Annotated in this window: 14 protein-coding genes and 1 pseudogene; 6 read left to right on the top strand and 9 right to left on the bottom strand. The window is 64.7% G+C overall.

Annotation, left to right across the window (positions count from 1 at the left end):
• The coding region (locus tag EOA75_RS18875) for a CYTH domain-containing protein (RefSeq protein WP_127324878.1) at window positions 1-385 on the top strand (385 nt) is incomplete at its 5' end.
• On the top strand, window positions 382-1,320 hold the full coding sequence (locus tag EOA75_RS18870; protein WP_127324877.1) for a CHAD domain-containing protein: 939 nt from the start codon (window positions 382-384) through the stop codon (window positions 1,318-1,320). The genes EOA75_RS18875 and EOA75_RS18870, both read left to right, overlap by 4 nt.
• 3 nt (window positions 1,321-1,323) lie before the next feature.
• Here the strand turns inward: EOA75_RS18870 and EOA75_RS18865 are convergent, their stop codons facing one another.
• Complete coding sequence (locus tag EOA75_RS18865; protein ID WP_127324876.1) at window positions 1,324-2,118, bottom strand: helix-turn-helix transcriptional regulator; 795 nt, start codon at window positions 2,116-2,118, stop codon at window positions 1,324-1,326.
• Window positions 2,119-2,230: 112 nt separating this feature from the next.
• Between EOA75_RS18865 and EOA75_RS18860 the strand changes: the two genes are divergently transcribed.
• Both EOA75_RS18860 and EOA75_RS18855 read left to right on the top strand, forming a co-directional pair.
• A complete protein-coding gene (locus EOA75_RS18860; protein ID WP_127324875.1) occupies window positions 2,231-3,091 on the top strand; it encodes an ATP/GTP-binding protein in 861 nt (286 codons plus the stop codon).
• Between the two features lie 106 nt (window positions 3,092-3,197).
• Entirely contained in the window at window positions 3,198-4,127 is a 930-nt protein-coding gene (locus EOA75_RS18855) for a DMT family transporter (RefSeq protein ID WP_127324874.1), read from the top strand.
• Window positions 4,128-4,141: 14 nt separating this feature from the next.
• On the opposite strand, the pseudogene EOA75_RS18850 reads toward EOA75_RS18855, so the two are convergent.
• The 4 genes and pseudogenes from EOA75_RS18850 to EOA75_RS18835 form a co-directional block, all read right to left on the bottom strand.
• A pseudogene (locus tag EOA75_RS18850) lies at window positions 4,142-4,708 on the bottom strand (STAS domain-containing protein); the annotation flags it as partial.
• Window positions 4,709-4,724: 16 nt separating this feature from the next.
• Window positions 4,725-4,994, bottom strand: coding sequence for a helix-turn-helix transcriptional regulator (locus EOA75_RS18845; protein WP_067003144.1), 270 nt, complete (start codon window positions 4,992-4,994; stop codon window positions 4,725-4,727).
• Window positions 4,995-5,088: 94 nt separating this feature from the next.
• Complete coding sequence (locus EOA75_RS18840) at window positions 5,089-5,790, bottom strand: phosphatase PAP2 family protein (RefSeq protein ID WP_067323413.1); 702 nt, start codon at window positions 5,788-5,790, stop codon at window positions 5,089-5,091.
• 16 nt (window positions 5,791-5,806) lie between these two features.
• A complete protein-coding gene (locus tag EOA75_RS18835) occupies window positions 5,807-6,145 on the bottom strand; it encodes a hypothetical protein (protein ID WP_067324604.1) in 339 nt (112 codons plus the stop codon).
• A gap of 349 nt (window positions 6,146-6,494) precedes the next feature.
• Here EOA75_RS18835 and EOA75_RS18830 point away from each other — a divergent pair, with 349 nt between their 5' ends.
• Window positions 6,495-8,489, top strand: a complete 1,995-nt coding sequence (locus tag EOA75_RS18830; protein ID WP_127324873.1) for a PhoX family phosphatase — start codon at window positions 6,495-6,497, stop codon at window positions 8,487-8,489.
• Window positions 8,490-8,551: 62 nt separating this feature from the next.
• On the opposite strand, the gene EOA75_RS18825 is transcribed toward EOA75_RS18830, so the two are convergent.
• Window positions 8,552-9,232, bottom strand: coding sequence for a GNAT family N-acetyltransferase (locus EOA75_RS18825; protein WP_127324872.1), 681 nt, complete (start codon window positions 9,230-9,232; stop codon window positions 8,552-8,554).
• Entirely contained in the window at window positions 9,229-9,735 is a 507-nt protein-coding gene (locus tag EOA75_RS18820) for a MarR family transcriptional regulator (protein WP_127324871.1), read from the bottom strand. Before EOA75_RS18820 ends, EOA75_RS18825 begins: the two co-directional genes overlap by 4 nt.
• Window positions 9,736-9,969: 234 nt before the next feature.
• On the opposite strand from EOA75_RS18820, the gene EOA75_RS18815 reads away from it, so the two are divergent.
• A complete protein-coding gene (locus EOA75_RS18815; RefSeq protein ID WP_127324870.1) occupies window positions 9,970-11,007 on the top strand; it encodes a phosphatidylglycerol lysyltransferase domain-containing protein in 1,038 nt (345 codons plus the stop codon).
• 15 nt (window positions 11,008-11,022) lie between these two features.
• On the opposite strand, the gene EOA75_RS18810 is transcribed toward EOA75_RS18815, so the two are convergent.
• Window positions 11,023-11,784 carry an ABC transporter permease gene (locus EOA75_RS18810; RefSeq protein ID WP_067003307.1) on the bottom strand — a complete coding sequence of 254 codons (762 nt, stop codon included), beginning with the start codon at window positions 11,782-11,784 and terminating at the stop codon, window positions 11,023-11,025.
• 14 nt (window positions 11,785-11,798) lie between these two features.
• Window positions 11,799-12,510 (bottom strand): ABC transporter ATP-binding protein (locus tag EOA75_RS18805; protein WP_164747442.1); only part of this gene is annotated, 712 nt, incomplete at its 5' end.

Raw genomic sequence — 12,510 nt, 5'->3', positions numbered from 1 at the left:
CGTCGCCGCGCAGCCTGGACGCACGGTTCGCGTACGCAGCAGCGACGGAGGCTCCGCCGCGCTGACGCTGAAGTTCGGCAGCAAGGCGCGCGAGCGCGACGAATTCGAATATCCGATCCCGCTCGCCGAGGCCGAGGAATTGATGGCCTTCGCGATCGGGCGTGTCATCGAGAAGACACGTCACCATGTTAGGCACCGCGGCTATCTCTATGAAGTCGATGTGTTCGGCGGAGTGCTCTCGGGGCTGGTGGTCGCGGAGTTGGAGACGCCGGAGGACGTGCCTGACGAAATGCTGCCCGACTGGCTCGGTCGCGAGGTCACCGGTGAGTCGAGGTTTTACAACGCGTCGCTGGCCCTCGGCGGGATTCCGGAGATAGCCGCATGAGCTTTCGCATCGATCCGCGCTTGCCGCTGACCGGCGAGGTCAGGCGCATATTGGCTGACGAGATCGGCAAGGCGCTTGGCCAACTCGAGACGGCGCGCGACAAGCCGGAGCAGGGACTGCACAAGTGCCGTAAGCGGCTTAAGGGCGTGCGCGCCTTGTTGCGCCTGGTTCGTTCCGGAGACGAACCGTTCTGCCAGACCGAGAACGAATGCTACAAGCAGGTGTCGGCGCTGCTTGCCGGCCCGCGCGAGGCGACCGCTCTCATCGAGACTATCGACCGTCTGGGCTCCGCTTTTCCGGATGAAACCGCGGCCGGCGAGCTCGATCCCATCCGCGAGCGGCTGGTGCTGCGCCAGCACGAGCTCCATGCCGGCCCCGGTCTCGACGCTGCCATAAACGCCGCGGTCGCTGCCTGCCGGGAAGGGCTGGAGCGTATCGACAGGCTGTCGCTCCCCGATCAGCCCGAGCAGGCGGCCGACATACTGGCCGAAGGCGCCCGCGCCGCCTTGCGGCGGGCGAAAAAGGCGCTGGATAAGGCGAGCTCGCGCGGCGAGGCCGATGACTTTCACGACCTGCGCAAGGCGTGCAAGACGCATTCGATGCATCTGTCGCTGCTCGGCCGCCTGTGGCCGGCGCCGATCAAGGCGCGCCGCAAGGCGGTTGACAAGCTTGGCGAACGGCTGGGCGAGCTGCATGACGTCTTCGTCATGCGCGCGCTGCTCGTCGCCGCTGGCGAGCCGCTCGGTCCGCCCGAAGACACCAGGCTTCTGCGCAAGCTCTTGAAGCGTGCGGAAAAAAGCCTCAGCAAGACCTGTCTTGCCGATGCCGCCGAATTGTTCGGCGACAGCCCCAAGCGCTCGGCCAGAAAGCTCGCGCGCAAGGCTCGCGACGACCTCGCGCCGCCGCATGAGGAAGCCGGTCCGGTCGCGGCCTGACGCCTACGCCGGCAGCGGCCGCCTTGCTTTCGCCCCGGCATCCGTCCGAGCGCCGGCATCGCGCGGATGCGGCCCGATCGGCATGATCGCCGGAAACGGCGTCGCGCCGAAGGCGAAGGTCCATTTGTAGCCGATGAGCTGCTCTTCCGGCGTGGTGTGCTGGTCGTGATGGGCAAGCAGCCTGGCACGCTCCGCCAAGTCCTCCGCCTCGCGCCGCACCATCTCCGCCGTTTCCGGCCGCATGCGCCGCGAGAAGCTGACGAAGGTCGCTTCGCGTTCCAGATGGGTTATCGCCCAGCCGACAAAATTCTTGTTGGTCGTCTCGAAATGCGGCCGCAGCGGACCCTCGAAATCCCACTGGATCGGTGTCTCGACCAGCAATCTTGCCGACAGGCCGCGCCCGAGCGCCACCAGCCCAAGCTCTTCCAGGTCGCGCAGGTAGAGGAACATAGATGCTTCGCTGAGACCCTGTGAGCGCATGATGCCTTCTGGCGTGAATTTTTCGGACAGCATGATGAAGACGAAGAGCAGCGCCGGCCGCGCGGCGAGCTTCCGCTCGATCTCCGGCGCGACGTGGTTGGCCGGTCCCGGTCCCCGGTTCATCGAGCCCAGCACATTCTCCAGTTCCACGTCCGCAGCGGCGCAGATTTGTATCAGCCGATCGAGCTTGCAGTTGCGCTCATGGAAGATGCGCTTCACTGTCGGCTCGGAAACGCCCATGCGCTCGGCCAGCGCCCGGTAGGTCAGGCCCTTGGCCTTCAATGTCCGTTTCAGCGCCTCGAAGATCGGCCCGTTCATGGAATGCACCTCGTTTGCGCGAATTCGTATCGCTCCTCGATACTACGCTCGAACTGGCTTCCGGAAAAGTATCGAAAAACCTAGCTCTTGGCCGTCAACACAGGAGAGCATCATGAAAAACCTCATTGCTTCGACCTTTCTCGCCATCGCCGGCATCGCAACGGCTGCCACCGCCGAGGCCGGCGAAATCTGGCGCGCCGGCGGCTTCGAGCAGCCGGAATCGGCGCTGGTCGATGCCGCCAACAAGCGCATCGTCGTCTCCAACATCGTCGGCAATCCGGGCGAAGCTGATGGCAACGGCTATTTGTCGCTGCTGTCGCTGGACGGCAAGGTCATCAGCCGCCATTGGGTGGACGGCATGGACGCGCCCAAGGGCATGGCGATTGCCGGCGGCAAGCTCTACGCCGCCGACATCACCAAGGTGCGCGTCGTCGACCTCGCCAGCGGCAAGCTGGTCTCTACCATCGATGTGCCCGGCGCCGTCTTCCTCAACGACATGACCGCCGATGCCTCGGGCAAGGTCTATGTCACGGATATGCTCGCCGACACGATCTACCGTATCGACGGCGACAAACCGGAGCTGTTCATCAAGGATGCGCTGCTCGCCTCGCCCAATGGCGTCTTCGCCGATGGCGACCGGCTGATCGTCGCGTCCTGGGGCAGGGGCATCAAGCCCGATTTCAGCACGGCGGCGCCGGGCGGCCTGCTGGCCGTCGACCTCGCCAGCAAGAAGGTGACGTCGCTGCCGGGCGCGCAGAACTTTGCCGACCTCGACGGCGTCATCGCCATCGGCGACACGATCTATGCCACTGCCTACATGACCGGCACGCTCTATCGCTACAATGGCGGCGGCGCGCCGGAAGCGATCGCCACTTTCAAGCCGGGCAGCGCCGATATCGGCACCGACGGCAACTCGACCATCTATGTTCCGCTGATGAACGAAGGCGCGGTCGCGGCGCTGAAGCTCGACTGAGGACGATTGCGGCGGGAACGAGGTCGATCGGGGCTGGACCGCCATATCGACGCGGCTGCCATCTGGTTCAGCCGCTCGCTCCGGGATATCCGGCAGCAACCGTCACATGGGCCAAGCCGTGAAGACATCCAGCCTGACCGGCGCCGCCGTGTCGCCAATGGTCCCGGTGCTCGTATGCGCACTGGCGATCTTCCTTTTGTCCGGGATGGACGCGGCGATGAAGTCCCTGGTCATCGCGGTCGGTGTGTACAACACTGTGCTGTGGCGCAGCCTGGTCTCGACCTTGATCGCGGGCGCGGCCTGGTCGGCGGGGCCGCGCTCGAAGCCGGCTCTTCCGGTGCTGGGGCTGCATGCGCTGCGCGCCGCGGTCGTCGGCATCGTCCTGGTTTCGTTCTTTTGGGGTCTCGCCAGATTGCCGCTCGCCGAGGCGATCGGGCTTAGCTTTGTCGCGCCCCTGTTTGCGCTTTTTCTCGCAGCCTTGTTGCTGGGCGAGAGAATCCGGCGCCAGGCGGTGTGGGCGTCTCTGGCCGGCATCGCGGGCGTCGCGATTATTCTGGCCGGCCAGTTCGGGCAGGCCGGCCACTCGCAGGATGCGCTCCTGGGCACGGCCGCGGTGCTCGTATCAACGGTGTTCTATGGCTACAATCTGATCCTCGCGCGGCGGCAGGCGCTGTTGGCCAAGCCGGTCGAGATCATGCTGTTCCAGAACCTCTGCATCGCGGTCATCCTTGGTCTCGCCGCGCCGTGGCTCGCCGTCGCGCTGCCGAGTGACCTGTGGCTTCACCTGGTCGGGGCGGCGATGCTGTCGCTTGCCGGCCAATTCCTGATGAGTTGGGCCTACGCCCGCGCCGAAGCGCAATATCTCATCCCGACGGAATACTCGGCCTTCATCTGGGCGATCGCGCTCGGCTGGTTCTTCTTCGGCGAGGAGGTGGCCTGGACCACGCTGACCGGGGCTTGCCTGATCGTCGCCGGCTGCCTGATCGCGGCGCGCGCCAACCCGAAACTTGCCGAGCCGATCGAAGCGGCAGTTTGACAGAACATGTCGCTCTACGCGGACTGCGATTGTGCTTTCAACTGCGCCCGCGCGCCGCGAATCGAGGCGGCGTAGGTGACCAGCGGCCGCTTGAGGCCGTGGTTGATCAGCATGCGCCGTGTCTGCGGCGCGGCGCCCGCGATGATGAAGCGCACGCCGGCGCGTCCGGCCTTGTGCGCGGCACCCCGATGACGTTTGCCGCCGTCGAGTCGAGGAACGGCACCGCCGAGCAATCGAGGATGAAATTCTTGCGCTGGTCTGCGATGCGGTCGAGCACGGCGCCGACGGTCGAGGCGGCACCGAAGAAGGCCCCGGAGATTCGATAGATGACGGTATCGGCGTCTGCCGCCTGGCTTGAATCATAAGTGGCGGCGCGATCGGCGACGTCCTCCGGCACCAGCGGCAGATCGGCCTCGACAGCGATGGACTTGGCCATGCGATCGATGAACAGGATCGACCCGAGCGCGAAGCCCGACGACGATGCCTTCCGTCAGATCGCGCAAGATGACGATCAGGAACGTCGCGATCAGCACCAGCGCGTCGCCACGCGAGGCTCTGAGGAGCGTGAGGAAAGCCCGTCGCGACTTCTTGTGCGGCTCAGCCTTGGGAGTTCTGCGGCGTGGCAGGCTTGAGACGCACGCCCCTGCCGCCGCGCTCGCTGGCCTGGTTCTCGCCGATCAGCTCCACCCCCGCCTCGTCGAGTGCCTGGATGACCTTCATCAGCGTATCGACCACGCCTCTGACGACACCTTCACTCGCTTCCATGCGTTGGATGGTCGGAAGCGAAACCCCGGCGCGCTCGGCGAGCGTTTTCTGGTCGATACCGGCCAACGCCCTCGCGGCGCGCATCTGCGCGGCAGTGATCATCGGCCAGAACCCCTGTCTGAGTCTGCAGTATCAATGGATAATCCAAAGATCATGATGTTTCAAGCATCATAACAAACAGTTGAAACATGAGTACTCATTCGCTGTCCGCCACCACTTTGCGCCGCTGCAGCAGGCGCGCTGCAAGCCAGCACAACATGGCCCAGGCAAAGCCGGCGCACCAGCCGGCAAGCACGTCGGACGGCCAATGCACGCCGAGATAGACGCGGCTGGTTCCGACCAGCACCGTGGTGAGCACGGCGAGGCCGAGCACGAAGATCTTCGTCCTGCGGTTCGGTAGGAAACGCGCGGCGAGCGAGCCCAGCGTGAGATAGGTCACCGCCGACAGCATCGCATGGCCGCTCGGAAAGGAGAGCGAGGTCTCGTTGACGAGATGCGAGACGAGATCGGGGCGGGGCCGGTCGACCTCGAACTTGAGCAGGCTGGACGCCGCCTGACCGCCCGCCACCGAAACGAACACGAACAGTGCGGTCGCCGGTCGGCGCATCAGCAGAAAATAGACGATCACCGCAGTCGTGATCAGCACCAGCACGCTGGTGCTGCCGAGCGCGGTGATATCGCGCACCGCGCCTTGCAGCCAAAGCGGACCGATCGGGCTGTCCGGCTGCCCGGCATGGCGGAAGGCGAGCAGGATTTCCGTGTCCAACGCATGCGGAGTCGTGGCGCGCGCCACGCCCATGAGTTCCACCAGGCCCCATAGCCCGCAGGCGATGGCCAGCCCGGCCGCAAGCACCGGGAATTCTATTCTGTTGAGCAGCGCCTTGGCGGTCGATTTCATGCCGGGCCTGCTCCAATTACAGCCGCTGCATATAGGGTCCGAGCGTGATCAGCGCGACGGCCGCGATCGCCAGCACGACGCCTGTCGCTTGGAAAGTGTTGAGGCGCTCTCCAAAGAAGACCAGCGCCACGATATTGACTGAGACCAGCTGGATCACTGCCGACAGGCTGAACGACACCGACATCCCGAATTCGCGGATCAGCCTGAGCATGATCAGATTGCCGGCGGAATAGAGCGCCAGCGTCAGCACGATCTTGCCGAGACTCGGCGCCAATCCCCATTGTTTGGCCGCCATCGCGGCCAGCAGGAAAATCACAGTCGAAACGCCAAGCTGCGCCAGTCCCCAGAGACTCACGTTCATCCCTCCCGAAGCGGCCTTCGCCGCGCCGCTCGCCGCTTTTGTTTCCGAAGCGCGCGAAGCCGTCAAGCTGATGGCGTCGGGCAAGCTACGGTGCGACGGGATCGAAGGCGGAATCTCGCAAGGCAAGCCCCGCAGCCATGGTTGGCGTCCTTGCGCCGAGCGCGCTCGGGAGTCTGCTCGCCGTGTGTTGTGGGCCTCGTGTGGCGCCAATGCGTGGGCGAACAGTCATCAGCCGGCAAATTGGCATTGCTCAACGGGGCTGATGTCACGAAAATGTGATCGGGCGCCTATAGGGATCGACCGGTTACCCGTTCCAGCCACCTCAAGAGCCAGAGGACAGCCCATGACCCAACCTGAGATTCGCTTCCGTACCAGCCAGCTCGAGGAGAATGACGGCCCGCCCGTCAATCCTACCGACAACCGCACGATGGGCGAGATCATCGCCGCGCGCTTCTCGCGCCGCGACTTCCTCAGGGGTTCGCTGGCTGTCTCGGCCATCGCCGCCACCGTGAGCCCGCTGGCGCTCGTCGCGGCAGACGAGGCGCGCGCCGCCGAGGTCTCGGCCTTCAAATTCGACGAGCTCGAGGCCGGCATCGACGACAAGCACCACGTCGCGCCGGGCTACGATGCCGACGTGCTCTTGCGCTGGGGCGACCCGCTCTTTACCGATTCGCCGGAATTCGACCCGGCAAAACAAACGGCCGGAGCCCAGGCAAGACAGTTCGGCTACAACAACGACTATATCGGTTATATCCCGATCGAGGGCTCGGCCGAGCATGGCCTGCTGGTCGTCAACCACGAATACACCAACCCGCATCTGATGTTCCCCGGCATCGTCAAGATCGTCGACAAGGACGGCAAGAAGGCCGCCGAAGTGGCGCCGCTCAGCAAGGAGCAGGTCGATGTCGAGATGGCGGCGCACGGCGGCAGCATCGTCGAGATCCGCAAGGAGGGCGGCAAATGGCAGGTGGTGCGTGACGGCAAGCTCAACCGCCGCATCATGTCCACCACCGAAATGGCGCTGTCCGGTCCGGTAGCCGGCCATGATCGCGTCAAGACCAATGCCGACCCGTCTGGCACCAAGGTCTTCGGCACCCTCAACAACTGTGCCGGCGGCGTCACGCCCTGGGGCACCTATGTGATGGCCGAGGAGAACATCCACGGCTATTTCTCGGGCGAGCTGCCGGAAGGCCACAAGGAGGCCGCCAACTACAAGCGCCTCGGCATTCCGGAGGGCGCCTATGAATGGGGCGCGCATTACGATCGCTTCAACCTCGCCAAGGAACCGAACGAGCCCAACCGCTTCGGCTGGGTCGTCGAGGTCGACGTCAACGACCCGAATTCGGTGCCAAGGAAGCGAACCGCCATGGGTCGCTTCAAGCATGAAGGCGCCGAATCGATCGTCACCAAGGATGGCCGCGTCGTCTTCTATCTCGGCGACGACGAGCGCTTCGACTATGTCTACAAATTCGTCACCAAAGGTACGTTCAATCCGAACGATCGCGCCGCCAACATGACCCTGCTCGACGAGGGCACGCTGCATGTCGCCAAATTCGCCGAGGACGGCTCGGTCGAATGGATGCCGATCGTGTTCGGAGAAGGTCCGCTGACGGCGGAAAACGGTTTCGCCAGCCAGGCCGACGTTCTGATCGAGACCCGTCGCGCCGCCGACCTGCTCGGCGCCACCAAGATGGACCGGCCGGAAGACATCCAGCCCAATGCCGGCAACGGCAAGGTCTATGTCATGCTGACCAACAATTCCAAGCGCAAGGCCGACCAGGTCGACGCCGCCAATCCGCGCGCGGCGAACGCCTTCGGCCACATCATCGAGATCGTCGAAGACGGCGGCGACTTCGCCGCCACCAAGGGCAAGTGGGAAGTGCTGCTGAAGTGCGGTGATCCTTCGGTGGCCGATGTCGGCGCCACCTTCTCGACTGCCACCACCGCCAATGGCTGGTTCGGCATGCCGGACAATTGTGCCGTCGACTCGGCCGGCCGCCTGTGGGTCGCGACCGACGGCCAGGGCCCGAAGGCCACCGGCCGTACCGACGGCCTGTGGGCGGTCGACACCGAGGGCGCGGCGCGGGCGACCTCAAAGCTGTTCTTCCGCGTGCCGATCGGCGCCGAGATGTGCGGCCCGCTATTCGCGCCGGACGACCAGACCGCCTTCGTCGCCGTCCAGCATCCGGGCGACGGCGGCGAGGACTGGGAAGCTTTTGGCCGCCCCTCCTATTACGAGGATCCATCGACCCGGTGGCCGGACTTCAAGCCGGACATGCCGGTGCGTCCGGCGGTCGTTGCCATCACCAAGCAGGGCGGCGGCAAGATCGCGGTCTGATTGGCGACTCGCTTAAACAGGGGAAGGGTTGCGGTGATCCGCGACCCTTCCTCATCTTGCGATTACTCCACGCCTCGGACCACGGCCATGTTCAGGGTGGTTCTCAACCGGAAGCCGATGGCCTCGTAGAGGCCGATGGCTGGAGCATTGCTGTCATAGGCGTGCAGGTATGGAACCTCGCCCCGCGCCATGATCCGGTTCGCCACGAACAGCGACAGCAGCCTGGCAAGGCCGCCGCCGCGGAAATCCGGATGCGTGCACACGCCGCTGAGCTCGGAGTAGCCGGGCTGCTTCATGCGCTCGCCGGCCATCGCCGCGAGCCTGCCGTCGATCTTCACGCCCCAGAACTCGCCGAGGCTCCAGGCTTCGAGCGTGAACGGGCCGGGCTTGGTGAGCGATGCCAGAGCGAGCATCTCGGCCGCATCGTCCGGCGTCAGTCGCTGCACGCGCTCGTCGGAGACCGCCTCAAGCGGCTGCTCGGCAACCATCTGCACCAGGGACGCGGTCGAAACCGCGGCAAGTTCCGAAGGCAGAGCGATCGGGTCCGTCTGAACCAGGATGGCGCTTTCAAGCGGCGGGAGCAGCTTGCCCAGAGATTGCAGGCTTTCCGCATCGTCCGCGGCTGTGGCGGCGAAGGGAATGATCGAAGGCCGGTACCGCCTGGCGAGGGTATCGCCTTCCGCAAAGGCCTGGTGGCGCGTCGCCAACGCGCTCCAGATCGGACGGTCGAGAACATGTTTCATTGTGCGACGGCCTTGGGCGCGACTGCCTTGGCCTTGTCCGCCCGGCGGTCGAGCGGGGTCGCGGCCAGTCGATCCTCGATGGCGGCGATCTGGCCAAGCAGCGGCCCGGAGAGGTCCGCGCACAATTCCGCGACCGCGCCCTCGATGCGCGGCCAGACGTCTTGCTTCGCGGCGTCGACCAGCCGCTGGCCGTCCGGTGAGAGGGAGACGATCCGGCGCCGCTGGTCGTCATCCGATTGTGCGACCTCGACCAGGCCGAGCTCGGTGAGCAGCGACACGGCCCGCGTCACGCCCGGCTGCGCGATGCCGAGCGACTGCGCCAGTTCGCCGACCGGCAGCGGCCCCAGCCTGTCGAGCGCGGCGAGCAGCGGATACTGACTCGACTGGATCCGCACATCCAGGCGATCGAGCACGCGCTGCGTGTCGGCCTGCAACTGCTCGCCAATGCGCTTCAGCCTGCTGCCGAGGCAGAGAAAGCCGAGGGACCTCAGAACATCTTCCATCGTCGAACTGCCGGAACAAAAATGATAACATGATATATAACACTGCATGGAAATTGGCAATATGGTTTCACGATGCAGCCGGAGCGCCGGCTTTGGCCGGTAGACATTCCCTCTTCATTCGCCGCCGATAGCATCCTATATGGCGCTGGCGCGACATGACCGATCCGTCGCGCCAAGGCGACTGATTCGAGCCCGTGGGCTCCGGGTCTTTCTTCATCGGCATGCGGACGCTTGATGCCATCCCTGCGCATCCATATCGACAGGTTTCTTGACGGCGCGGCGCCCAAGGTGCCGCGGCGCGAGCTGACGCATCTCGAGCGCCTGGCGCTGGTGCGGCACCATGGCGACTTCTCGCTCGCCTATTCCACCGCCGTGCAGCAGAAGCTGTCCTACTTCAGCGAAGGCGATGGCTACATCGCATTCGGCACCAAGATGAAGCACCATTTCGCGCTTGGCGATCCGGTCGTCGATCCGCCGGACCGGCCGGGCTACATCAAGCGCTTCGTCGAGGCAGCCGGCGGCCCCTGGTTCGTTCAGATAAGCGCCGCCACGGCAAAGGTGCTGGCCGGGCTCGGTTATCAGATCAATCGGCTGGGCGTCGACACAAGGTTGCAGCTGCCGGCGCATGATTTCTCCGGCAAGCGCAACGAGACCGTGCGCTATTCGGAGCGCTGGCTGGCAAAGAAGGGCTTCACCTTCGCCGAGGACAGGGCCAACATGCTGCTCGACGAGGTTTCGCGGCTGTCCGAGAATTGGCGCGGCGAGCGCATCGTCAAACGTTGGGAGATGGGCTTCCTGAACCGCCCTTTCGCCGACCATCTCGGCGCCGACATGCGCCGCTTCGTCCTTCACGGCCCGCAGGGTGAGCTCGTCGCCATCCTCGATTTCGATCCGCTGTTCAGCAATGGCGAGGTCATCGGCTATACCACCGCCTTCAAGCGCAAGCAGGTCGACGCCACGCCGCATGCCGAGATCGGCCTGACCAAATTCGCCGTCGATCGCTTTCGCGAGGAGGGCGTTTCGGTGGTCACGCTCGGCCTGTCGCCGCTGCTCGACGTCGAACCGAGTGGCTTTGCCGAATCGAGCTTCTGGCGCAGCACCTTCCGGCGCGCCTACGAGTCGCCCTGGGTCAACCGCTCGCGCTTCAACCTGCAGGGCCAGGCCGCCTTCAAGCGCCGCTTCCACGGGCTGGAGGAGCCGACCTACATTGCCTTCCGCAAGGGAACGCTGATGGAGATGCTTGGACTGCTGCGGCTGATCAAGGCGATTTGAAGCAAGCCCTGTTCGTCAATTCCTCAGCCGATACCCGGTCCTGAAAATCCACGCCACGATTGCGATGCAGGCGGCCAAAAACACCAGCGTCATGCCGAGGCTGACGCCGACCGAGACGTCCGCTTTGCCGTAGAAACTCCAGCGGAACCCGCTGATCAGGTAGACGACCGGGTTGAACAGCGTGATCGTCTTCCAGATGCCGGGCAGCATATGGATCGAATAGAAGCTGCCGCCCAGAAAGGTGAGCGGCGTGACGATCAGCAGCGGCACCAGCTGCAGCTGCTCGAAGGTCTTGGCCCAGATGCCGATGATGAAGCCGAACAGGCTGAAGGTCACCGCCGTCAGCACCAGGAAGGCGATCATCCAGAACGGGTGCTCGATCCTGAGCGGCACGAACAGCGCCGCGGTCGCCAAGATGATCAGCCCGAGCATGATCGATTTGGTCGCCGCGCCCCCGACATAGGCGATGATGATCTCGAGATAGGAGACCGGCGCCGACAAGAGCTCGTAGATCGAGCCGACGAATTTCGGGAAATAGATCGCGAAGGAGGCGTTCGAGATCGACTGCGTCAAAAGCGAAAGCATCATCAGCCCCGGCACGATGAAAGCGCCGTAGCTGATGCCGTCGATCTCGGTGATGCGCGAGCCGATCGCCGAGCCGAAGACGACGAAATAGAGCGATGTCGAGATCACCGGCGAGACGATGCTTTGCAGCACCGTGCGGAACGCACGCGCCATCTCCATCCGGTAGATCGCCCACACTGCACGAAGGTTCATAGCCGCGTGGCGGTTCATGGCTCTTGCCTCAGCAGATTGACGAAGATCTCTTCGAGCGTGCTGTTCTTGGTGTCGAGGTCGTGAAACTGAATGCCTGCGGCCTCGAGATCGCGGATCAGCGAGGCGACGCCCGGCCGGTCGCTCTGGCTGTCATAGGTGTAGGTGAGTTCGTTGCCGTCCGCCGACAGCTCCAGCGCATAGCGCGACAGGCCCTCGGGCAACGCGCCGAGCGGCGCGCGCAGCTCCAGCGTCATCTGCTTGCGGCCGAGCTTGCGCATCAGCTCCGCCTTGCCTTCGACCAGGATGATCTCGCCGCGGTTTATGACGCCGACCCGGTCGGCCATCGCTTCGGCCTCCTCGATGTAATGCGTCGTCAGAATGATGGTGACGCCGTCCTCGCGCAGCCGCCTGACCATCGCCCACATGTCCTGGCGCAGCTCGACGTCGACGCCCGCCGTCGGCTCGTCGAGGAACAGCACGCGCGGTTCGTGCGACAGCGCCTTGGCAATCATCAGCCGGCGCTTCATGCCGCCCGATAGCGTGATGGCCTTGGCGTCCTTCTTGTCCCAAAGCGAGAGATCGCGCAGCACCTTCTCGACGAAAGCCTTGTCGGGCGCCTTGCCGAACAGGCCGCGGCTGTAGTTCACCGTCGCCCAGACCGTCTCGAAGGCGTCGATGGTGAGCTCCTGCGGCACCAGTCCGATCAGGCTGCGCGCCGCGCGGTAG

This window comes from Mesorhizobium sp. M1A.F.Ca.IN.022.07.1.1 (assembly GCF_003997575.1).
Taxonomy (GTDB): Bacteria; Pseudomonadota; Alphaproteobacteria; order Rhizobiales; family Rhizobiaceae; genus Mesorhizobium.
The sequence above is the reverse complement of the archived record's forward strand: the minus strand, read 5'-3'. Positions and strand labels throughout refer to the sequence as shown.